We start from the raw sequence: 22,654 nt of genomic DNA, 5'->3' as shown, positions 1-22,654 counted from the left end.
TATTAAAATTCTAGTTAATATACGACACGTCTTTTTTAGATTATATCAATGGTTATTATTTATTTTTTTCCTCGAGGAACTTTTCTAATTGAGTACTTGCCTCATCTACTACTTTATCAATTCCATTGTCTTTTAGTTTCTGTATAAATTCAGGTAATTTTGTTGCAGGATCAATAGCACCAGTATTAAGCGCAAGAGCGTATTCTCCACCTACGTTGGCTAACGCAGCCATTTCCGTTTCAACATTTGATTGATCAAAAACAAATCCGTTAATTGGAATTGCAGTTGCTGATGCATAATATTCCTTAAAAGTATCATAGAAATTAAGTCCCTGACCTTCCTGTGGAGGAAGAATGGTAACATTACCCATACCATTGGTCCAAGGCTGATAGGTGCCACGAGCCTCTGTTATAAATTTAACTTCGCCACCATTCACCACCTCATAATGAGTACCTTCTATACCAAAGTTTAATAAAGTCATAAGTTCTGGATCGGTATTTAGCAGGTTAAGGAACATGAGAGCTCTTTCAGGATTTTTGCTAGTTGCTGATATAGCCATCATAGCACCTTGGGAAGCTGTGGTATCAACATAAGCAGGTGTGCAAGGAACCATCTGTACTTCAATTCCACGTCGTGCACTTGCCTGAGTTTCATATCCAAGAGAATAGCTTTGTGTTCCTATGAGATATTTTCCTGCATCCTGAGCTGCAGTACGAGCATCATTTGCCTGGTCAGCAATAGCCATTTGAGGATCAATATATCCAGCTAAATAATATTCACGAGTCTTTTCAACAAATTTCTTATATTCAGGTGTCTCAAACTTACCAAATATCTTATTGCCATAACTACCCTCTTTTGATACATCTGTAGGATTGATATAGTAAGAAAGCATATTACAAGCTTGGGAGTCACCAGTAACCATAATCGAATTATTTACCATTCTTTCAAGTACCATACCCTCAACTAAAAGTGGATAGAAGTCTTTTCCTTCTCCTTCTTTCACTTTCTTAAGGATCTCTTCAAAACCATAATAATCTGTATTCCTAATATCATCAATGGTATAGCCATATTTCTCTAACAATGTTACATTCACATCCCAGCAGTTCTGGGTAGCATAATCCTTAAATCCTGGAAGTGCATATACACCTTCTCCATCAGATCCAGGAACTTTAGCACTGTTTTTCAAAATATCAGGAAGCATGTTCCATGCGTCGGGAGCATATTTTTCAATCAGGTTATTGTCTTCTCTATCCAGGCGAAGCCAAGCACCATCTTTAGCGTATTTATTGTATTCATTCTGAGTCCATGAGCTGGTGAAATAAATATCCACGTCATCCCCACCACTAATGGAGAGCACTACGTTGTCTTCGAAATTACCCCAGGTGCCCCAGATTGGCTTCAAGGTTACATTCAATTTCTCCTTCAGGTATTCGTTAGCTTTTTCCAATACGGCCTTATCATCGGAAACACTATTTCCATTGAGAAACCAAGTTAATGTAACCGGCTCCGATATATCGATATTTGCTTCTTCTGTTTGTGCCGGATCCTTACCATCCGTGCTCGGTGTATCAGTTACGTTATTGCTTGAAGTTTTTGTGTCTGTCGTTTCTTTGTCTTTTGTTTTGCCACAGCCAGTAAGTAGTACGGTCAGCGTCATGATTGTCAGGACAATTGATAGTACTTTTTTCTTCATTTTATAACCCTCCCTAAAAATATTATATTATGTAAGCGACTTTTTAAAAAAGCCGTTCTTACCCTTTTACTGATCCTACCGTAAGACCCGATATGATAAATCTTTGGAAAAATGGATAGGCGAATGCAATCGGAACTACAATCAGTACAGCAAGCGCCATTCGTAAATTTTGCTGCGGTAAGTCATTTACGATTTTTGCAATCTCTGAACCCAGCATGGTGGCATTCCTTGTTAAAAAGTCAATATTTTGCTGCGATCTCATTAGCAGATACTGCAGAGGATAAAGCTCTTCGGTTCGGATATACAGCATGGCCAGATACCATTCATTCCAGTATGCCAGTGCATTCAGTAAAGCAATGGTAGCAATACCAGGTTTTGCAATCGGAACGATTATTTTAAACAAGGTGTTATATTCTCCGCTGCCATCAATTGCAGCAGCTTCAATCAGCTCCGTGGGCACTGAACTTTGAAAAAACGTACGCATAACAATGATATTAAATGGATTAAATAACGCAGGTACAATTAACGCCGCATAATTATCGTTTAAGCCCAAGATATTCTTACTCACATAATAGGTTGGTACTAATCCTCCTCCAAACAACATGGTAAAGAAACAGAAGAAGGTAAAGAATTTGCGATACTTAAAATCCTTTCGGAATAGTGGATAAGAATATAATACACAAATTAGAACACTTAGTGCCGTACCCAAAATAGTAATAAAAAAGCTATTAAAGTAGGAACGCCAAATTCCTTTGTTCGAAGTGAATGCGAATTTATAGGCTTCTAGTGACCACTTAATCGGCCTAAAGGAGTAGCCAATTTCTCGTATACTATCTTCGGCACTAAAGGAAATGATTACAACAAATATAAACGGAACAACGCAAAGCAAACAAAAAAGACCAAGTATAATATTAATTACAACCTCAGCAGGTAGGCCAATGGAATTCATTCTAGACTTACGCTTTGCCAAAACAAATTTTACGGTATCAGATTTCATAATTCTCCTCCTCCTAGAACAAACTGCTTTCTTCATCTATTTTACGTACGATTGAGTTAGCAGTTAAGACACAGAAGAAACCAACTACATTCTGCAACAGACTGGCTGCCGTACTCATACCAGGATTATTAGTAGCCATAAATGCGCGATATACATATGTATCCATAACCTGTGTGGTAGGGAACAGAGGTCCGGAGTTTTTAGGTACCTGATAAAACAAGCCAAAGTCCGAGTTAATAATGCGTCCTACGCTCATGATAAACAGGATGATAATCATAGGTTTTAAATGAGGAATTGTTATATATCGGATCTGTTGCCATTTACTTGCTCCATCAATACTTGCTGCTTCATACTGGGAGCTGTCGATACCGGTTATGGCGGCCAGATACAGAACCGTCGAATAGCCGATATTTTTCCAAAGATAAGCAATCGTCAGAATGATGGGCCATGGCTTATTAATGAAATACCATTGGGTTACCTCCATTCCCGCCTGCTTCTGAAGGTGAGAGATAAGACCGTATGTGGGATCCAAAAAAGCCATTAAGAAATAGCTTGCAACAACCCAGCTTAGAAAGTAAGGAAAGAACATCAGGGTCTGATAGGTTTTTGCTACAAATTTTTTGGTTATCAAGCTTAACATAATCGCAAAAGCTACTGCAATAACAGTTCCAAGCACAATCCACAAAGCATTATAACCAACTGTGTTCCTGATCATATTCCAAGAGTCCGAGGTGGCAAACAAAAACTCGAAGTTTTTAAAGCCTACCCATTTGCTATGTATAATATTGTTAAGTAGAGTTGGAGCTTTTGTGTAAATTGTAAATTTCTGAAATGCAATTACAATACCGAACATCGGTAGGTACCGCAACAGAACAAGCCAAATTGCTCCTGGAGCAAGCATACTTAATAAGACAATTGTTTTTTTTCTTTTCGCTAAACCCTTTGAAGGTGACTTTGCAGACACCATCGAATTAGACATATTATTACTCCTCCCTTAAAAAGCTCAGCGCCAAATATATGAAAATCGCCCAATTAAACTATATTCCGCACTAGTTTTTTTGTTGTTTTTCCATATTCATTTTACTTGTTATTTGGTAAAAAGTCATGAAACGAATTTGTTATTTTTTGCATAGTGTTGTTATCTTGCTATAAATTAATTTTTTTGAACAGAAGGAGCTATTGCCAAACAGATGAATAATCCTTTTGCAATAGCTCCTTGTTAATTAAAACATTTGTAATAAATCAAAGAGAGAAAGGTGACAAGAGATGTTGATGATATATAAAGGTCTTTTAAATAATTTCAGAAAGTTCGCAAATAAAAACGCTTATCTTTTGGAATTTAAAATGAGGAAATTACTGTTCAATCCTATTCTGATTATAGGTTCAACTGGTACTCCTACACTAGTAATTGCAGAAATGAATTAAAAGCTCGTTACCGAAAAAATTAAATTAAATGAACCATTTAGATAATATTAAAAAATAGAGCAGCATAAAAATATCTCCAACCACATAAACATGGCCGGAGATATTTTTATGTTCTCTATTTTTCCACATCTACTTAACAAAGAGCGGATCATTCTGCAAAGTTCTTCTGTATTATTTAATATAATAATTACTTTCCAGTACATCCTGTAGTACATTCGTTGGAATAGTAAATTCTACAATACCCATATATCCAGGTGCAACTTCATACTCATCAAAGGAGATTATCAGTTTGCCATCAGAATTGATATAAAAGTTCTGATCTTCTTTAATAGAAGTAAAGCTGTCCGTCATATCATTCTCTAAGAAATATGACTTATCTTCGTCTGCTTTCATTTGTTCTTTCATCTGAGATTTAATATTTTCACTAATCAATTCAATGTAGCTGTCATCTTTGAATAAGCTTGGAAGTGTAATTAAAAGTTTATTCTGTTTATCAATATTGTTATAATGCACGGTTTCATAACCGGAGGCAGCAATTTCTGTTTTGTGATTAGCTACAACCAATAAGTTGTCTGTATTTGTTTTTACTTCATAGTCTGTGTAAAGTGCAAAATACTTTTCATTTAAATTGTCTTCATTGCCGATTTGCTCCATGAATTCTTTATAAAGCTGTTCATTTTCTTTAATATAATTATCATTTAGTATGTCTTCCAGCTCACTATTTTCTAATCCATTAATTTGGGGAACTTTAATGTCCAGTTCATGGCTGTCGTCCTCATAATGATATTCACGGAAGGTTACCACCTTAACCAAATCCTTAAGAACAGGAACATTTGACATAGCCTGAGCTGCAACAGGGCTAATATTAATTGTTCCCACAAAAACTGCAGCTGCAGCTGCCACAGATGCTGTACAAGTTAAAAATTTTCTCTTTCGTTTCATATTTTTCTCCTTTTTCATAATTGATTTTTTAACTAGAAATTCTAATTCATCAGGTATTTGTACTTTAAGATAATCATTTTTTAAATCATAAAGTTTTTTCATATTCAACCTCTTTTCTTTCTTCGGGTTAGGGAATTTAATGAAACTCTGCTATATCGTCCAACTCAATTCGAAGCTTTCGGATGGATGTGTAAAACCTTGTTTTGACAGTATTAATATTTTGATCCAATATTTGAGCAATTTCTTCAAAGGTCATGTCTTCAAAAAAACGTAAGGTTATAATTGTTTTGCTCATGGTTGGAAGTTTTTCAAGGGCTTGCTGAAGGTCAAAATCCTCATATTGATCGCTTTTGCTTGGTCCTAGCACTTCTAAGTCCTCATCTTCTACATATACCAATCTTTTATTCTTCCGGATAAAATCAAGGGATGTATTTACCACAATGCGGTAAAACCAGGACTTTATAGCGGTAGGATCATTTAAACTTTTAGAAGAGCCTAATGCTTTACAGATTGCATCCTGCACAATATCAAGAGCATCGTCCTTGTTATGTACATAACTATAAGCTAATCGATAATAAGCTTCTCTATTCTCTATCAAAAAATTCTCTACAATATTTTGGTTAATCTTTGGTTTCATACTAATTCCCTTCTTGCACAATCCCGGATGAAATAATTAAATCATTTATAAATAAGAATTGCATGCTTTATCTTATTCTAATAATAAGACGGTGTAAACATAGAAATAGTTTTAGCGAAATTATAAAATATTATCATTATTTAAAAATATAAATAATATTACAAGGGTATAAGGAATTTTATTATTTCCTTGTCTGTTCTGGGAATCTTAATATGTATTTAAACTTGCATATAAATAGACATAAAAGTCTATTTATTATATAGGATGTAAATGCTATAATACCAATGTCTTGCAAGTGACGAAATAAGTGTTTTTTTGTAATAAACCCTTGACTTTTTAGTTGGACAATAGCATACTATGGAGTGGAGTAATGGCAAATTTAGCTATAATAGCATGATAAAAATATACTTGTATAGAGGCTTAAGTGTATTTTAGAGGAGGACCTGTGATACCATTTAATACTATGAAAGAAAAAGTGAAAGAGTATGTTCTGATTACAATTGGAGTGTTGCTGGTAGTTGTCGGAGTATACTTTTTTAAATTTCCAAATAATTTTTCCATCGGGGGAGTTACTGCACTGGCAATACTTCTAAGCAGCTTTTTTGGTGAAGGGGTCAGCTCAGGAACTATAGTTTTAGTAGTTAATATTTTATTACTTATAGTTGGATACCTTATCTTAGGGAAAAATTTTGGAAACAGGACAGCATATGGAAGTATTTTAATGTCTCTGGCTTTAAAGGCATTAGAAGTCCTTGTACCAATGAATAGACCAATAACTAATGAGCCGGTTTTGGAACTGGCATTTGCTGTTGCACTTCCGGCAGCAGGAGCGGCCATACTTTTTAATATAGGCGCATCCACCGGGGGTACGGATGTTGTTGCCATGTTACTGAAAAAGTACACGAATACAGATATAGGACGCTCGTTATTCTATACGGACTTATTATTAACTTTAGCTGCATTTCTGGTTTTTGATGTAAAAACGGGGTTACTTTCTTTACTTGGGTTGATATTAAAATCAGCAGTAGTAGATAGTGCAATAGAAAATATGAATTTACACAAGTATTTTACAGTGATTTGCGAAGATCCAAATCCTATTTGTGATTATATTATAAATGGTTTAAATAGAAGTGCTACTGTATTTGAAGCGCAAGGGGCATTTTCACATAAGAATAAAAAAATTATTCTAACTGTAATGAGCCGTGTACAGGCCATTCAATTACGTAAGTTTATAAAACAGACTGAGCCGGAAGCATTTATGCTAATAACCAATACAAGTGAAATCATTGGGCGGGGATTTCGAGGTTAATATAAGGTTAAACAGGCTTGTAGTGTTCTTTTAGGGAAATTCAATTTTGTTTATTTATTTTGACACATATTCTATGTGATAAATCCGTAGAATATGTGTCTTTCTTTATTTTAATTGTCACCATACAAAATTAGTTTCATAAAATAGTGGTATATATAAAATAAAGGAGATTTACTAAATGGATTACAGACAACAAAGGTATGGACGTTCCAATCGTAGAATGATGGAACCATACCGGAATTCTGATGATTCCTGTGGCTGTGAATCTGAGTTGCGAGAAGAAGTAAAAAGAGAAATTTGCAACGAAGATCTTGCAAATACATGCCTGGATAGAATGCCATTAGCTATGGCATATGTCCCGTTCCAAAAATGGAGAAAGGTATTTGACGCACCTACAGGCCTTGCTCATGGTACTATATTCGAAGAATTAGTACTACCATTCTGCGGATACAAAAACAACACATGTGGATGTGGAATGAGGGGTGATAGATCATGACAAGAAGCAGAGAACAATTAATGCGCTGTATTACAGAAGTAAGTTTTGCTATTGATGATGTAAAGCTATACCTTGATACCCATCCGTGTGACAAGGACGCTTTAGAGTATTACGAAAATTATAGACAATTAAGAAATGAAGCTATAAAAGAGTATAGAGATTGTTTTGGTCCTATCTCTTCTTATGATGTAAACGCAGAAAATGTTTGGACTTGGGTTACTGAGCCATGGCCATGGGAAGGAGAGTGCTAATTTATGTGGAGTTATGAAAAACGATTACAACACCCTGTAAATATTAAAACCCCAAATGCCAGAATGGCTAAGTTCATCATCACTCAATTTGGTGGTCCAGATGGAGAATTGGCAGCTTCCATGAGATATCTTTCTCAAAGATACTCCATGCCTTATAGAGAAGTGGCAGGTGTATTGAATGACATAGGAACAGAAGAATTGGCTCATATGGAAATTGTAAGTACCATCGTGCATCAGCTAACGAGAGACCTTACTATTGAAGAGATTAAAGCCCAAGGTTTTGAAACTTATTTTGTTGATCATACCGTAGGATTATGGCCTCAGGCAGCTAGTGGAATGCCTTTTACTTCAACCTTTTTCCAATCAAAAGGAGACGCAATTACAGATCTTCACGAAGATATGGCGGCAGAACAAAAAGCAAGAACCACTTATGATAATATCTTACGTATGGTAACAGATGAAGATGTAGCAGATCCAATTCGTTTCTTAAGAGCCAGAGAAATTGCTCACTATCAAAGATTTGGTGAAGCACTAAGAATTGTTCAAGATAAATTAGATTCTAGAAACTTCTATGCTTTTAACCCGGAATTTGATAGAAATTTAAAATTAAAATAATGTATGATGCAATATGTTATTGATAACATATTATAATGCTGCTTTAAGTTGTAAATATCTTGAAGGGTAAAGGATTGGCTTCATTGCATATGCCATTCCTTTACCCTCTTAAGGTGTTTTTATGATATTAACAATTATTTGTATCCCAGAGGTAAGCATTCATTAACTATTCGTTAAATTCCACTACTACATAATAACCTCGCTGGGTATGTTTTACCTCTTTCACAATGCCGGTTTTAGATTTGATTCGTTCGCTAAATGGAATACATCCAGACATTGCTACGGCAGGTTCTATGATATAAGAATAATTAACCGGGGAAGGACGCTCGATGATACTGACTTCATCACCTTCTTTTACTAAACCTTGACGTTCCATTTTAAAAGTTACTTCCCGCATTTTTCAGCCTCCTTACAGCTAGTTACCGTTGTTGTTCATGATATAATCCAAATGGAGTGAAGAACTGCAAGCTTATTCTTGCAAGTTCTGAACGTAGTGCAAAATCATGAATCGCTATCTTGGTTCATGATATAATCCAATAGGGCTTCACAGCCTTCATAAATGTCCCGGTAGGTCTGATCAAAATCTCCGGTATACCAGGGATCTGCTATATCTCTTGAGTTAGCAGTAAAGTCTAAGAGTTTTTTTACTTTATTTTTCCCGTCAGAGCCTACGATTTTGTTTATGTTTATAATGTTTCTTTGATCCATTCCAATTAGATAATCGTATTTGTCGTAATCTTTCCTGGTCAGCTGTACAGCATATTTTCCTTTTGTGGATATGCCGTATTCATTTAATTTATTTCTGGTGCCGTAATGGACTGGATTACCAATTTCCTCAGTACTGGTAGCAGAAGAGGCGATATGAAAATCACCGCCAAGTCCTTTCTTAGTAACTATGTCACGAAATAAAAATTCCGCCATTGGAGAACGGCAAATATTGCCATGACAGACGAACATTACATTTATCATATTCTCAAACTCCTTATTCTATATTTTCAAGGTTTCTGGCATTTCAGCCATACTCCCCGTGCCTTTTTAAACCCTTTGTTATGAAATTAGGATTAAATAAAATTTACCAAAAAAAGAACACAATAGAACCTACACCTATTAAAAGTAAAGTTATACATGCACTTACGAACATCATTAAACCACCCCATTAACACGGGATTTATTGATATTTATAATTCTGATTTTACTAACTGAATCTATTATATCAAATTTGTACATAGAAATATAGCACTGAATATTTATTCAGTGCTACTAAGGAAATCGACTTCGTCTAATTCTTTTGTATTAAATATAAGAATTCTGAGATAAAAGGAAAATCTGTTCTATATAATGTGGATAACTATTCTGCCTATTGCAGCAACTATAGTGCAAATAAAGAAGCCCGCTGCAGTTGGTATAACAATTGCCAGAGCAGTCCATTTTAAACTTCCGGTTTCTTTTTTAATGGTCAGGCAAGTGGTGGAACATGGCCAGTGCATTAAGGAGAACAAGATGGTGCATATGGCAGTTAAGGAGGTCCATCCCTGTGCTGCCAGAAGCTGTTTTAAGGCCGCTAGATTATCAAATTCCATAATGGTGCCATTTGCCAGATAAGTCATTATGATGATAGGCAGTACGATTTCATTAGCAGGAAAACCAAGTATAAAAGCAGTTAATATAACTCCGTCAAGGCCCATTAACCTACCTATGGGATCTAAAAAATTGGTGCAATAATTTAATATAGCAATATTGCCAATTCTGACATTGGACACCAGCCAAAGAATGAATCCTACAGGGGCAGCGATTATCACTGCTCTGCCTAAAATAAATAATGTCCGGTCAAATATGGAGCGAATGATAATTTTCCCTATTTGTGGCTTTCGATAGGGAGGAAGCTCTAAAGTAAAAGAGGAAGGAACCCCTTTTAAAATGGTTTTCGATAATATGCGGGATACAACAAAAGTTATTACCACACCTAAGATAATAACGCCTGTTAAAATTGCAGCAGATAGTAAAGAGCTTAATATATTGTATGAAAGGATAGACGAAGCCGAAGCAGTATTTGCTGTACTTTCTATATAGTTAGAGGATGGTATGTTATGAGTACCCAATATTCCGGTAACAAAAAACATGGTAATAATGGAAAGGATAGTAGGGAATCTTCCGTTACAGGGAACAAAATTATTGGTTAACATGGCAATCAGCCGTTCTCTTGGAGAATCTATGATTCTACATCCGGTTACCCCGGCAGCATTACAGCCAAATCCCATGCACATAGTTAAAGATTGTTTTCCACAGGCACAGGCCTTCTTAAAATAATGATCCAGGTTAAAGGCAATGCGGGGCAGATAACCAAGGTCCTCCAATAAGGTAAACATAGGGAAGAAGATAGCCATAGGAGGCAGCATAACCGATACCACCCATGCCAGTACCCGGTAAGCTCCCTGAATAAAAAGTCCTTGTAAAAATTTTGGAAAGCCCAGGTAAGAGGTTAATTCCATTAATTTATCTTCTATAAAGAATAAAAACCGAAATAGTAATTGAGAAGGATAATTTGCTCCCCATATGGTTATCCAAAAGATTAACAGCAGTAGTAACACCATGATAGGAAAACCGATCCGTTTTCCGGCTAATATGCGATCAATTTTTCTGTCTTTTGTATCATAATTAATATTCTGGTAACTGATAACGCTTTTACTTAATGTTTCAACCTTATGTAACAATTCTATAATCATTACATCTTCGCAAACCCTTCTTGTTATACCGTGTTTATGTAAAGATTCCAGGGCTCTATTTCTTTTATTAATAATCTCTGTATAGTGATATAAATCTATGTCCAGATAATGATTTAAAGAATGTATTAAAGTATCATCCCATTCCAGCAGCTTCATGGCTATCCAGCGGCTGTTTAAATGTTCCGGAAGAAATTCCTGTAACAATACCTCTAATTCCTTGATAGCTTCTTCCACTTGTTCAGAGTACAGAATTGGTTTGGGAGTCCCGTAAGAATTGTTGTTAATTATATGAGAAGCTTTTTTCAGAAGCTCCTTCAGATCCATTTTTCGAAAGGCATTTATACCAATAACCGGAACGCCTAATATGCTTTCCAGCTTTTCTAAATCCAGTAAAATATGCTTTTTCCGGGCTTCATTTATAAGATTTACGCAAACCAGAACTTTATTGGTTATTTCCATGATCTGTAAAACCAAATTCAAATTACGTTCAAGACTGGTGGCATCACAGACAACTATAATCAAATCCGGATTTTCAAAACAAATATAATTTCTTGCAATTTCCTCTTCCCTGGAATGTGCCATCAGGGAATAAGTCCCGGGTAAATCTACAAGTAAGTAATTCTGGTTTTCGTATACACAATTCCCAGTCTGGCTGACGACGGTTTTGCCCGGCCAGTTACCGGTATGCTGTTTCATTCCTGTTAAACCGTTAAAAACGGTACTTTTGCCTACATTAGGATTACCTGCCAGGGCAATAACATGACCTTCCTTATCATTTAGTTCTGGGGATGATTTTGATGCCCTATATCCAACGGAATTAAGACTCAGACCCACTTAATCAACCCCTTCTATATTCTCTACTATTATTTTCTGAGCTGTATCGTTTCTTAAAGCAATAATAGTACCTCGAATAGAGTAAGCAATTGGATCACCGCATGGTGCAGACTGAATGCATTTTACTTTTGCACCGGCAGAAAAGCCAAGATCCAATAAGCGCCTCTTCATAGAGTAAGTATCATCAGAACTTTGTATAATTGCAGAACTTCCTACTGATAACATAGAGAGCGGATAATTTTTGGCCATGGAAAAAATTCCTCTAAATAAACGTCTTAATATCCTATGCCCCAATTCAAAACATGTGCATATTCAATTTAATTAGTAAAATGCTCTTATCAAAAAGGAAACAGACCTTAGAAAGCAGTTTGTCCAAGGTCTGTTATTAAACAAAACAATATGTATATTTATTGTTTTAAATTATTTCATTTTCTTTAATTGTTTTTTGAATCATATGAGAAACCGTTTCGGCAATTTCCACTGTTTTCATATCTTTATAATCTTCATAATAAAGAGGCTTCAGATAATGAATCTGAACGGTTAATTTAGATAAAGAATTGGTATCAAAAGCTTTGTAGGAGTCAATAATTGCTACCGGAACGATTGGACATTTGGCATTAGCAGCACATTTGAAACTGCCGCCTTTGAATTCAAGAATATTATTTTTATCACGAGATCTGGTTCCTTCTGCAAATATTATATAATTTCGTCCTTCTTTCAGTTCCTTGGTTACCTCCATCATAACTTTCATGGATTGGCGTACGTCTTCCCGGACAATAAATTTGGTACCCAGCATTCGGAAAACATATTTAATGAAAAAAAGGTCTTCAACTTCTTTTTTGGATACAGTAGAAACCGGACGTTCATGAGTCTCTAAAATTGCTAATACATCAAATAATCCCTGATGATTTGGATATAAAACATATCCGTCCTCTTTAGGAAGGTTCTCCAGTCCGTGGCACTCTATTTTGACCCGGCCGCGGCGGTTTGCAATTGGGGTTAAATGATGCAGTAAAGCATATCTAGTTGATTCATGGTATTTCTCTGCATTAGATAATTTTCGTATTTTATAAAACCAAAAAGGTAGTTGGAAGATGCTCCTAACTGCCATTAAAATGATTCGTTTCATAGCTGACTCCCAGCCTTTCATGTATTATATCAAGAAAATAAAATGTTTTCTTCATCTTGACATTCCAATCAGCATTTGCAAGTAACATGTAATTAATCTAATTCTGTTTATATTTTAAAGTTTCGTGGGTGATATAAACGGAAAGTTCTTTTCATGATTTCCAGCTTTCTCTGAAATTACAAAAGTTTACTGTTCCAGTGAAGCTTCTTTTATATAATATCATATCCTTTTAACATTCTGGCCCTACTTGGATGTCTTAATTTTCTTAGTGCTTTTGCTTCTATTTGTCTTATTCTTTCTCTTGTTACATTAAATTCTTTGCCTACCTCTTCCAGTGTGCGAGTTCTGCCGTCCTGTAATCCAAAACGTAGAATTAATACACGTTGCTCTCTATCTGTTAAGGTTTCCAGCAATTTAGCGATTTGATCCTGAAGAACTGCATAAGAGGCGGCTTCTTCAGGTCCCATAATGGAATCGTCCTTTATGAAATCTCCCAAATGGCTGTCATCTTCTTCGCCGATTGGAGTATCAAGTGAAATTGGATCAGCAGAAACTTTTAAAATCTCCCTTACTTTTTCAATAGGAAGTTTCATAGCATCTGCAATTTCCTGTTCGGAAGGCTCCCTGCCCAGCTCTTGAAGCAGGTTTCTGGATACTCGGTATGTTTTATTAATTACTTCAGACATATGTACCGGGATACGGATAGTACGGGATTGGTCGGCAATGGATCTTGTAATTGCCTGGCGGATCCACCATGTGGCGTAAGTACTGAATTTGTAACCCTTGTTATAGTCGAATTTGTCAACTGCCTTAATTAGACCTAAGTTACCCTCCTGTATTAAATCAAGAAAAGATAAACCTCTGCCCACATAACGTTTTGCAATACTAACCACTAAACGGAGGTTGGATTCTGCTAACATTTGCTTGGCCTGAGCATCTCCTTCCTCTATTTTTTTGGCTAATTCTATTTCTTCTGAAACAGATAGCAAAGGATAGGTACCGATTTCTTTTAGGTACAATTTTACCGGATCATCTGTTATGGTAGATGCAAAGGAAGCATCATCATATTCAAGTAATGCAGCTTCTTCACTTTCTTCTAATTCTAAAAGTGTATCGTCATCCGGCTCGTCCTCTTCTACAGGATTTAAAACAACGATGTTATGTGCTTCCAAATACTCATAAATCTTATCTATTTGCCTAACATCCAAGTTTAACTCTTTAAAAAAGTCATTTACCTTATCAACCTCAACAATACCCTTATTAGCATTTGCAAAAGCTAATAACTCTTTTAAGCTCTCTTCAAAATTATGTACTACATCGTTCATTGCGTTCCTCCAAGTGTTTGCTGCTTTATTCAAAAGAAAAATATCTTATATGTTAAATAAAACTTAATCGAATAAAAAAAGAAACTATTTACATTACCATGATAAAAAAAGAAATGTGTTTTCATGGAAATATACTTAGTAAATTCGTTTCTTATGGCGTCATTATCACCAAATAACATTATAGCACAGCAAGTACTATAAAGAAAGAGAAATTTTTTCTATTACAGAAAGAGAAATTTTCTACATTAAGCATAGGTGAAAGAGCCTCATCTTTAGAGTTTGCAAATAGGGTACTTCTTTATTATATGTTACAAATATGGGAGTGTGTAAGACTACAAAAAAATCTTTGGAGTTAGTCATTCTTAATGATATGATACTAGATTTATATTGTTTTTATGCCAGCATTTAGAGATTAGGAAGTTTTTCGGAGGAGAAAATTCATTCCTCCAATAACAGCAATGATATAATTTGCCAAATTATTTAGTAAAATATTAATAAAATTGTTGTAAAATATTTAAAAAAGAAGTAAAATAATTTATAAGAAAGAGTATTCTGGGAGGCAGGGAATATGGTTGGTATAAAAGAAGTGGCAAAAGCCGCAGGAGTTTCTATTTCTACGGTTTCTAATGTGTTAAACGAAAAAAAGAATGTAGGTGAAGAAACCAGGGAAAGAATACTGAATATATGCAAAGAGATGGGGTATTACCCTAATAGCGTAGGTAAGACATTAAAAACAGGAAAAAGTAATACGATTGTATTTAATTTCAGTGATTTTGACAGAAGCTTTTATTTAAAAATTATTAATGGCATTAGTGATTATGTCAATGACAATGATTTTGATTTGATAATTTGCACGGATAAATCATCCGAAAAGTATATGCGAAGCAATCTAAGCAGCGGAAGCATCATATTGGACAAGAATATGAAGGATGATACTTTAATTAAAATAGCCGGTGAAAATTACCCTATTGTAGTTCTGGACAGAATCTTGGACAACCCATATATCAAATCCGTTGTGGTAAATAATTACGATCCTATGAGCGAGCTTATTCAAGGAGTTATTGACAGAGGTTACCGCCATTTTGGATTTGTGGGAGGACCGGAGCAAACAGCAGACAATAAAGAAAGATATAAAGCATTTCGAGATGTTTTAGAGGCAAATCGAATTAATTTTCAGCAAAAATCTTATTTTGCAGGAGATTATCGTGAAAAGAGCGGCTATACAGCAGCTAAGATTCTTTTATTAAGCCAGGAACTTCCGGATTGCTTGGTATGTGCCAATGACAATATGGCTATTGGAGCGATTAAAGCTTTCAGGGACAATGGAATACGGGTGCCCGGTGACATTGCTGTAACGGGATTTGACAATTGTGATTTAGCAGAACCTATGGGGCTTACAACTGTTTCCATTCCTAACTATGAACGAGGCTATATTGCAGCCAGGTACTTAATAGAGAATATCAGAGGTAAACGGAATGTAGAACCCTTTAAAATATCGGCTAAGATTATATGGAGAAATAGTGTTTCTGAAAAGAAGAGTAAATAGAGATAAATATGTAATTTAGTAAAATAATAATTAATATTTTACTAGATTTTAATAAAACCACTGTTAAAAGTTACAAAAGCAAGCTTTTAATAGTGGTTTTATTTTAATTTTACTATGCAAAATAATCAAATTTGTGCAATTTAATCAAAAACAGCAAACAAATAGTTGACATATATGGGAATATGCCCTAATATAATAGTGTAACGTTTTATTAAAAATGTTTATGAAGGAGAGGGAACGATGAAAATGAAAAAAATATTTCGTATTTTACTAGTTATGACCCTGATTGGGATTATGACCTTAACCGGATGTGGAGGGGCAAAAGATAACAAGTCAGCCAATTCGGATGGAAAGACTGCGGAAAAGGAAGAAGATAAGACAAATTCAGAAGAAAAAGGAACAACAGAATCTGCAAAGAAGATAGTTGTATTTCAGTCAAAAGTAGAAATTACTGATCAGCTAAAAGCACTTGCACAGGAATACAAAGCAGAAACAGGAGTTGAAGTGGAAGTATGGAATACAACAGGGGATGATTATTTACAGCAACTAAAAATTAAACTGGGTAATAATCAGGGACCTACAGTGTTCTCTCTTGCCCCTGGTTCAGAGTCCAATGAACTTTCTGCTTACTTGGCAGATTTAAGTGATTTATCTTTCGTAGGTGATATTGCCGAGAATATGGCTGATGTTAAAGAAGGGAAAGTAACGGGCATTCCTTATACTGTTGAGGGATTTGGTGTTGTTTATAATAAAGGTTTAATAGATGCTTCAAAGGTTACAGATTTCGCTTCTTTCGAAACAATGCTGAAAGAACAAAAAGATGCCGGTATTAATGGATTTAGTTTATCTTCTGAAAGCTATTTCTTAATCGGGCATATTCTGAATACTCCTTTTGCCTTACAAGGAGACCCTGGGGCTTATGTTGAACAGCTTATTAAAGGAGAAGTAACTCTTGAAAAAACACCTGAGTTTGTAGAATTTGCAAAGTTCATGGAAGCTATAAGAGAGAATACTAATAATCCTCTTGAAGTTAAATATGATAAAGAAACCGGTGATTTTGCCATGGGTAAATCCGCTTCTATTCATCAGGGCAACTGGTGTTACGGCATGTTTGCGGATTATGATGTTAACTTTGAAATGGGTATGATGCCCCTTCCTATATTGGGCAATGATAAAATTGCTGTAAGCGTTCCAACCTGTTGGTATGTAAATTCTCAGGCTACAGATGCTGAAATTCAGGCAGGAAAGGATTTTATAGAGTGGTTATATACCAGTGAAACAGGAAAGAAGTATTTAATGGAAGAGTTCGGATTTATTCCGGTTGTTGCAAATATGAAAAACGAAAAACTGGATCCACTTTCACAAGCTGTTGCAGAATATACCAATGGCGGCAAAACTATTCCATGGCCAATGAACTCCTACTGGCCGGCTGGTATTGTTGATGTTTACTTAGTGCCAGTTGCACAAGAATTCTTTACAACAAATATGACCGGAACGGAATTACTGCAAGCTTTAAATGAAGCATTTGTAGAAGCCGGTAAGTAATACTGATCTGCCAATACAGTCGGAGCATAGACCCCGGCTGTATTCTGTAAGAAAAGGTATATCAAAATGTCATTCTAAGCCTGGTGGAGAGATTCAGATGTAAAGCTCTTCCTGGTAAAAGCCTTCAGTATGACATACAGATTGTTGATAGTTAGGATTATGAATATCCGACATGGCAGGAGGGATTTAATGAAGCGAAAAAGTGACAAGGCTTGGTATGCATTGTTTGTATTACCTCTTGTATTTGTATTTACAACGGTTGTCATAATTCCTTTTTTTATTGGAATTGGATACTCCTTTATATCATGGGATGGAATGCCGTTAAATAAAAAAACTTTTGTAGGGTTTTCTAATTACATACAATTGTTTTCAGATAAAAACTTTATAAGCTCTGCCGGGCATACTTTGTTATTCACGGTAGCTGCGGTTTTGATTATTAATATTTTAGGTTTAGCATTTGCTTTATTGGTAACCGGTAAACTTAAAGTGCGGAATATAGCCAGAACCATGTTGTTCATGCCTTACTTAATCGGCGGCTTAATTCTGGGTTATATATGGCAGTTCATATTTACTGATGTTTTTAAATCCATAGGGGAAACTACAGGGCTTACAAATATATTCTTCAGCTGGCTTCTGGATCCTAAATTTTCACTGTTTGCCTTGATTATCGTAGCTACCTGGCAAATGGCGGGCTATATAATGATTATCTATATAACAGGTATCCAGGCGATACCGGAAGATGTGGTGGAAGCTGCCCAGGTGGATGGGGCAAACTTCTGGCAGACTTTGTTTCGGATTAAATTTCCGCTTATAATGCCTTCTTTTACAATATGCCTGTTTATGACGTTGTCCAACTGTTTTAAGATTTATGACGTAAATGTATCCTTAACAAAAGGCGGACCCAACAGGGCAACGGAAATGCTTGCGATGAATATATACAATGAAATATTCTCTCTGAATCATTATGGATATGGGCAGGCGAAAGCAATTATATTTTTTGTTGTTGTAGCAGTCATAACCTTAATTCAGGTTTCAATAACCAAGAAGAAAGAGGTGGTTATGTAATGAAAAGAGTAGTCAGGATTCTGGGAGAGATTCTATTACTGGCGGCATGTGCATTTTATTTATTTCCTGTTTACATGGTCTTTGTTAACTCTTTTAAGAACCGCCAGGAACTTTATGAAAATATGTTAGCCTTACCGGGTAAATTTACGAAAGAATACTATGTTACTGCTATGGAAAAAATGAGATTCCTTAAGGCATTTAGCAACTCTCTCATTGTCACCATTATTTCTATTGCAATCATTGTTGTTTTGGCTTCTATGACTGCCTGGATGTTAGTAAGAACCAATGACAAATTAAGCAAAACCTTATTTATGATCTTTGTTGCAACTATGCTGATTCCTTTTCAAACTATTATGATGCCTTTAATGCAGGTAATGGGTTGGGTTAGAAATAATCTGCATATACCTATGCTGGAATCCTTAGGTGGTTTAATTTACATGAATGTTGGATTTGGAGCGAGTATGGCAGTATTCTTATACCATGGATTTATAAAATCCATACCCGTATCATTAGAGGAAGCGGCAACCATAGATGGGTGTAACAAATTTGGAGTATTTTCAAAAATTGTATTTCCAATGTTAAAACCCACTACTGTAACGGTAATTATACTGGATGTTATCTGGATCTGGAACGACTATCTGCTGCCATCTCTTGTTCTTTCCGGAGAAAAATTGCGCACTATTCCCTTGTCCACTGCTTCTTTCTTCGGACAATTTACTATTCAGTGGAATCTGGCAATGGCAGGGCTGATGTTAACCATTATTCCGGTTATTATATTCTATCTGTGTGCCCAAAAATATATTATTAAAGGTGTTGCAGCAGGTGCTTTAAAATAAGGTGCACCAAAAGAGAAGGGATAAGGAAAGAGAAAAAGCATGAGAGAAGAATTACTAGTTTATGAAATCAATGATTTTAGTTTAAATAATGATGAATTAATGTTAAACGAAACTGTTTTTCACAATGCCAATGGATATATTGGCATTCGGGCAAATCTGGAAGAGGGCTACCCAAATGGATATGATACCATTCGGGGATCCTATGTTAACGGATTTTATAATATTTCTGAAATGAAACAGGCGGAAAGATTATATGGCATGGCTGAAGAAAAGCAGACGATGGTAAATGTGGCAGATACACAAAGTATATTGCTTCAGCTAGGGGAAGAGACCTTTTCTATGTTTCAAGGTACCATATTAGAAAGCAAGCGGCTGTTGGACATGGAACGGGGATTCACAAGCAGAGTGGTAAAATGGAGATCTCCAAAGGGAAAAGAAGCAGAAATAATCATAAAGCGGATGACCTCCTTTTATCAATTATCCTTATTTACCATTGAATATAGTGTGAAAGCATTAAATTTCAATGGAGATATCCGATTTATATCCGGTCATATAGGTAATGTGCTGAATTATAGTAACCCCAATGACCCAAGGGTGGCAGGGGAAAGTTTTGTCCATATCCTTCCGGAAAAGATGGAGATAGAAAATCAAACTTCTTATATTACATCAAGAACTTCAAAATCCGGCTTATATGTATGCACCGGTGTTACGAACCTGCTATCAAAAGAAGGTGCAAATGCAGGTACTTGTACCATAAAAAAAGAAGAAAACAGTATGGAAGCGGTAATAGATTCCTCCATTCAGATCGGAGAAACCGTAACTTTAACCAAATATACCGTCTTTGCAGACACCATCCGATATGATGACTGTAAGGCAGGCGCAGAAGGGGAGATGAAAAAGGCCCTAAGCCTGTCCCTTAATGAATTATATGACCGTCAGAAGGCATTCTTGAATTCCTACTGGAAGAATAGTTTTGTCCGGATAGATGGAGATGATGGGTTAAGTTTAGCGGTTAATTATAATCTGTATCAACTGATGCAGTCTGTTGGCAAAGATGAACACTGCAATATAGCGGCAAAAGGCCTAAGTGGGGAAGGCTATGAAGGGCATTACTTCTGGGATACGGAGATGTATATACTTCCTTACTTTATATTGACCAATCCGGACATTGCCAGAAGTTTACTGGAATACCGTTATAAAATTCTGGATTCAGCCAGAGAAAATGCAAAGCTGCTGGGACATAAGAAGGGAGCACTGTATCCGTGGAGAACTATTATGGGAAAAGAGTGCAGCGGATATTTTCCATCCGGTTCTGCCCAATATCATATTAACGGTGACATTGCTTATGCCATTACATCCTACTATCTTGCAACGAAAGATATAGATTTTATAGCGGAAAAGGGTGGAGAAATCATCTTTGAAACAGCTAGGCTGTGGATGGATACAGGGTATTTTTACAAAGGCCGGTTTAGAATCAATGAAGTTACGGGACCTGATGAATATACCTGTATGGTAAATAATAATTATTACACCAATGCATCAGCAAAATATAATCTGCAATGGGCGGTTCAATTTTATTATTTGTTGATAAAGGAGAAAAAACTGGCACCCATTGTTGATAAGATAGGAATTAGGGAAGAAGAAATTAAGGAATTTGAAAAAGCGGCAGATCAGATGTATCTTCCATATGATGAAGAATTAAAAATAAATCCTCAGGATGATTCTTTCTTAGAGAAAAAAGTTTGGGACTTTGACCATACACCTAAAGAGAATTATCCATTGCTGCTACATTACCATCCTATGTATCTTTACAGGCACCAGGTCTGCAAACAGGCAGATACGGTGCTGGCACATTTTATATTTGAAGATTTCCAGCCGATGGATACCATTAGGAATTCTTATGAATACTATGAAAAGATTACAACCCATGATTCCTCTTTGTCAGCCTGCATCTTTAGTATTATGGCATCAAAATTAGGGTATGTGGATAAGGCATACGATTATTTCGGTGATTCTGCTATGTTAGATTTATATAACACCCATCAGAATTCCAAAGACGGTATACATACGGCTAATATGGGCGGAAATTATATGGCCATTGTATACGGATTCGGGGGTCTGCGGCTGAAAGAAAAAGGCCTATACTTTGCGCCTAAACTTCCGAAAGAGTGGAAAGGTTATGAATTTAAGATTATTTATGAAGGCAGCCATATAGAAGTAAAAGTAACAAAAGAAAATGTCATATTTACTTTGTTAAAGGGAGAAGCTAAGAACATATATGTAAATGACAAACCATATGAATTAAAAGATTCTATTGTATTAATTATGACTGAAGTGTAAAATAGAATATTGTAGCAGGAAACATTTATCAAACTTCAAAAGCAGTGATTTATATTTCCGGAATATTATCTTCCAGTGATAAGAGAGTCTTAATAACAGGGATAATTCTTGGATATATAAATAGACAGAAAGCAGGAATTTATGAAATACGAAGGGATTATATTTGACTTAGACGGCGTAATCTGCCATACGGATTATTATCATTATCTTGCCTGGAAAGAGCTTGCAGACAAAATGGGTATCTATTTTGATGAAGAAATCAACAACAGATTGCGGGGAATAAGCCGCATGGAAAGCTTTGAAATTATTTTGGAACGATATCAGGGAGAAGCTTTATCCTACGAAGACAAGGTAAAATATACAGAGGAAAAAAACGAAATCTATAAGAAACTTCTGTATAAAATGACTCCCAATGATGTAAGCTCTGATGTTGTAGAAACCTTACATGCTCTTCGGAATCTTGGATTAAAACTAGCAATCGGTTCCTCTAGTAAGAATACGAAACTGATTCTAAAACAGATAGGATTGGAAAACTTTTTTGATGCAATATCCGATGGTAATAATATTACCAAATCCAAACCAGACCCGGAAGTATTCCAAAAAGCGGCCGAATATCTGGGAATATTGCCTGAGCACTGTCTGGTAGTAGAAGATGCTGTGTCTGGAGTAGAAGCAGCCCTATCCGGCAATATGGACTGCGCAGGGATAGGAGAAGCAGCAAAATCCTCCCGGATAACCTATCGATTATCCAAATTTTCAGACTTGATGGATTTTATTCAATAAATATATTTTTAAAGAACTTGTATCTTTGTAATATTGCGTTAATAGACCTTCCAGAGTATTAATACCCTTGTACCGACCCCCAAAAGTTAGACCAAAAATCTAGCGATTGAGAGGTCGGTATTTTTATGGCTAAATATTCATTTGAATTTAAGAAAAAAATAGT

At 35.7% G+C, this 22,654-nt stretch carries 21 protein-coding genes; 10 read left to right on the top strand and 11 right to left on the bottom strand.

The window, feature by feature from the left end:
• Positions 1–55: 55 nt before the first annotated feature.
• The 5 genes from BM183_RS15215 to BM183_RS15195 all read right to left on the bottom strand — a co-directional run bounded on the left by BM183_RS15215 (position 56) and on the right by BM183_RS15195 (position 5,694).
• Positions 56–1,693: an ABC transporter substrate-binding protein gene (locus BM183_RS15215; protein ID WP_091687728.1), complete on the bottom strand. Its 1,638-nt coding sequence runs from the start codon at positions 1,691–1,693 to the stop codon at positions 56–58.
• Positions 1,694–1,751: 58 nt separating this feature from the next.
• Positions 1,752–2,690, bottom strand: a complete 939-nt coding sequence (locus tag BM183_RS15210; protein ID WP_091687727.1) for a carbohydrate ABC transporter permease — start codon at positions 2,688–2,690, stop codon at positions 1,752–1,754.
• 13 nt (positions 2,691–2,703) lie between these two features.
• Positions 2,704–3,405 (bottom strand): ABC transporter permease subunit, encoded by a 702-nt coding sequence (locus tag BM183_RS15205; RefSeq protein WP_242961021.1) that lies wholly within the window; start codon positions 3,403–3,405, stop codon positions 2,704–2,706.
• Between the two features lie 881 nt (positions 3,406–4,286).
• Positions 4,287–5,159, bottom strand: a complete 873-nt coding sequence (gene rsiV / locus BM183_RS15200) for an anti-sigma-V factor RsiV (RefSeq protein ID WP_091687725.1) — start codon at positions 5,157–5,159, stop codon at positions 4,287–4,289.
• Between the two features lie 34 nt (positions 5,160–5,193).
• Entirely contained in the window at positions 5,194–5,694 is a 501-nt protein-coding gene (locus tag BM183_RS15195) for an RNA polymerase sigma factor (protein ID WP_091687724.1), read from the bottom strand.
• 445 nt (positions 5,695–6,139) lie between these two features.
• Here BM183_RS15195 and BM183_RS15190 point away from each other — a divergent pair, with 445 nt between their 5' ends.
• From BM183_RS15190 to BM183_RS15175, 4 genes are all read left to right on the top strand, one after another.
• A complete protein-coding gene (locus BM183_RS15190) occupies positions 6,140–7,003 on the top strand; it encodes a YitT family protein (RefSeq protein ID WP_308742460.1) in 864 nt (287 codons plus the stop codon).
• Positions 7,004–7,181: 178 nt separating this feature from the next.
• Positions 7,182–7,499: a spore coat associated protein CotJA gene (locus BM183_RS15185; RefSeq protein WP_242961020.1), complete on the top strand. Its 318-nt coding sequence runs from the start codon at positions 7,182–7,184 to the stop codon at positions 7,497–7,499.
• The gene (locus BM183_RS15180) at positions 7,496–7,750 is read left to right on the top strand and encodes a spore coat protein CotJB (protein ID WP_091687723.1); all 255 of its coding nucleotides are present in this window, start codon (positions 7,496–7,498) and stop codon (positions 7,748–7,750) included. The genes BM183_RS15185 and BM183_RS15180 overlap by 4 nt, the downstream gene beginning before the upstream one ends.
• A gap of 3 nt (positions 7,751–7,753) precedes the next feature.
• Positions 7,754–8,365, top strand: coding sequence for a manganese catalase family protein (locus BM183_RS15175; protein WP_091687722.1), 612 nt, complete (start codon positions 7,754–7,756; stop codon positions 8,363–8,365).
• 166 nt (positions 8,366–8,531) lie between these two features.
• On the opposite strand, the gene BM183_RS15170 is transcribed toward BM183_RS15175, so the two are convergent.
• The 6 genes from BM183_RS15170 to rpoD form a co-directional block, all read right to left on the bottom strand.
• Positions 8,532–8,762 carry a hypothetical protein gene (locus BM183_RS15170; protein WP_091687721.1) on the bottom strand — a complete coding sequence of 77 codons (231 nt, stop codon included), beginning with the start codon at positions 8,760–8,762 and terminating at the stop codon, positions 8,532–8,534.
• Positions 8,763–8,866: 104 nt separating this feature from the next.
• Complete coding sequence (locus BM183_RS15165; protein WP_091687720.1) at positions 8,867–9,334, bottom strand: low molecular weight protein-tyrosine-phosphatase; 468 nt, start codon at positions 9,332–9,334, stop codon at positions 8,867–8,869.
• Between the two features lie 362 nt (positions 9,335–9,696).
• Positions 9,697–11,922: a ferrous iron transporter B gene (gene feoB, locus BM183_RS15160; protein ID WP_091687719.1), complete on the bottom strand. Its 2,226-nt coding sequence runs from the start codon at positions 11,920–11,922 to the stop codon at positions 9,697–9,699.
• Positions 11,923–12,171, bottom strand: coding sequence for a FeoA family protein (locus tag BM183_RS15155; RefSeq protein WP_091687718.1), 249 nt, complete (start codon positions 12,169–12,171; stop codon positions 11,923–11,925). It lies immediately after the preceding gene.
• A 166-nt stretch (positions 12,172–12,337) separates the two neighbouring features.
• A complete protein-coding gene (locus BM183_RS15150; protein ID WP_091687717.1) occupies positions 12,338–13,051 on the bottom strand; it encodes a lysophospholipid acyltransferase family protein in 714 nt (237 codons plus the stop codon).
• Positions 13,052–13,260: 209 nt separating this feature from the next.
• A complete protein-coding gene (gene rpoD, locus BM183_RS15145; RefSeq protein ID WP_091687716.1) occupies positions 13,261–14,376 on the bottom strand; it encodes an RNA polymerase sigma factor RpoD in 1,116 nt (371 codons plus the stop codon).
• Positions 14,377–14,944: 568 nt separating this feature from the next.
• Between rpoD and BM183_RS15140 the strand changes: the two genes are divergently transcribed.
• The 6 genes from BM183_RS15140 (at position 14,945) to pgmB (ending at position 22,491) form a co-directional block, all read left to right on the top strand.
• Positions 14,945–15,922, top strand: coding sequence for a LacI family DNA-binding transcriptional regulator (locus BM183_RS15140; protein ID WP_091687715.1), 978 nt, complete (start codon positions 14,945–14,947; stop codon positions 15,920–15,922).
• A 240-nt stretch (positions 15,923–16,162) separates the two neighbouring features.
• Positions 16,163–17,467 (top strand): sugar ABC transporter substrate-binding protein, encoded by a 1,305-nt coding sequence (locus BM183_RS15135; protein ID WP_207650154.1) that lies wholly within the window; start codon positions 16,163–16,165, stop codon positions 17,465–17,467.
• 189 nt (positions 17,468–17,656) lie between these two features.
• Positions 17,657–18,532, top strand: coding sequence for a carbohydrate ABC transporter permease (locus BM183_RS15130; RefSeq protein WP_091687714.1), 876 nt, complete (start codon positions 17,657–17,659; stop codon positions 18,530–18,532).
• Positions 18,532–19,368, top strand: a complete 837-nt coding sequence (locus BM183_RS15125; RefSeq protein WP_091687713.1) for a carbohydrate ABC transporter permease — start codon at positions 18,532–18,534, stop codon at positions 19,366–19,368. Before BM183_RS15130 ends, BM183_RS15125 begins: the two co-directional genes overlap by 1 nt.
• A 39-nt stretch (positions 19,369–19,407) precedes the next feature.
• Entirely contained in the window at positions 19,408–21,708 is a 2,301-nt protein-coding gene (locus BM183_RS15120; RefSeq protein ID WP_091687712.1) for a glycoside hydrolase family 65 protein, read from the top strand.
• A 141-nt stretch (positions 21,709–21,849) separates the two neighbouring features.
• Positions 21,850–22,491 carry a beta-phosphoglucomutase gene (gene pgmB, locus BM183_RS15115; RefSeq protein WP_091687711.1) on the top strand — a complete coding sequence of 214 codons (642 nt, stop codon included), beginning with the start codon at positions 21,850–21,852 and terminating at the stop codon, positions 22,489–22,491.
• Positions 22,492–22,654: the final 163 nt, after the last annotated feature.

The organism is Anaerocolumna aminovalerica, assembly GCF_900115365.1.
Taxonomy (GTDB): domain Bacteria; phylum Bacillota; class Clostridia; order Lachnospirales; family Lachnospiraceae; genus Anaerocolumna; species Anaerocolumna aminovalerica.
This window is presented reverse-complemented; position numbering and strand designations above follow the sequence as displayed.

Coding starts and splice junctions, on each gene's coding strand:
- BM183_RS15215 (WP_091687728.1), bottom strand. CDS start 1,693: ATGAAGAAAAAAGTACTATCAATTGTCCTGACAATCATGACGCTGACC.
- BM183_RS15210 (WP_091687727.1), bottom strand. CDS start 2,690: ATGAAATCTGATACCGTAAAATTTGTTTTGGCAAAGCGTAAGTCTAGA.
- BM183_RS15205 (WP_242961021.1), bottom strand. CDS start 3,405: ATGATCAGGAACACAGTTGGTTATAATGCTTTGTGGATTGTGCTTGGA.
- rsiV (WP_091687725.1), bottom strand. CDS start 5,159: ATGAAAAAACTTTATGATTTAAAAAATGATTATCTTAAAGTACAAATA.
- BM183_RS15195 (WP_091687724.1), bottom strand. CDS start 5,694: ATGAAACCAAAGATTAACCAAAATATTGTAGAGAATTTTTTGATAGAG.
- BM183_RS15185 (WP_242961020.1), top strand. CDS start 7,182: ATGGATTACAGACAACAAAGGTATGGACGTTCCAATCGTAGAATGATG.
- BM183_RS15180 (WP_091687723.1), top strand. CDS start 7,496: ATGACAAGAAGCAGAGAACAATTAATGCGCTGTATTACAGAAGTAAGT.
- BM183_RS15175 (WP_091687722.1), top strand. CDS start 7,754: ATGTGGAGTTATGAAAAACGATTACAACACCCTGTAAATATTAAAACC.
- BM183_RS15170 (WP_091687721.1), bottom strand. CDS start 8,762: ATGCGGGAAGTAACTTTTAAAATGGAACGTCAAGGTTTAGTAAAAGAA.
- BM183_RS15165 (WP_091687720.1), bottom strand. CDS start 9,334: ATGATAAATGTAATGTTCGTCTGTCATGGCAATATTTGCCGTTCTCCA.
- BM183_RS15155 (WP_091687718.1), bottom strand. CDS start 12,171: ATGGCCAAAAATTATCCGCTCTCTATGTTATCAGTAGGAAGTTCTGCA.
- BM183_RS15150 (WP_091687717.1), bottom strand. CDS start 13,051: ATGAAACGAATCATTTTAATGGCAGTTAGGAGCATCTTCCAACTACCT.
- rpoD (WP_091687716.1), bottom strand. CDS start 14,376: ATGAACGATGTAGTACATAATTTTGAAGAGAGCTTAAAAGAGTTATTA.
- BM183_RS15140 (WP_091687715.1), top strand. CDS start 14,945: ATGGTTGGTATAAAAGAAGTGGCAAAAGCCGCAGGAGTTTCTATTTCT.
- BM183_RS15135 (WP_207650154.1), top strand. CDS start 16,163: ATGAAAATGAAAAAAATATTTCGTATTTTACTAGTTATGACCCTGATT.
- BM183_RS15130 (WP_091687714.1), top strand. CDS start 17,657: ATGAAGCGAAAAAGTGACAAGGCTTGGTATGCATTGTTTGTATTACCT.
- BM183_RS15125 (WP_091687713.1), top strand. CDS start 18,532: ATGAAAAGAGTAGTCAGGATTCTGGGAGAGATTCTATTACTGGCGGCA.
- BM183_RS15120 (WP_091687712.1), top strand. CDS start 19,408: ATGAGAGAAGAATTACTAGTTTATGAAATCAATGATTTTAGTTTAAAT.
- pgmB (WP_091687711.1), top strand. CDS start 21,850: ATGAAATACGAAGGGATTATATTTGACTTAGACGGCGTAATCTGCCAT.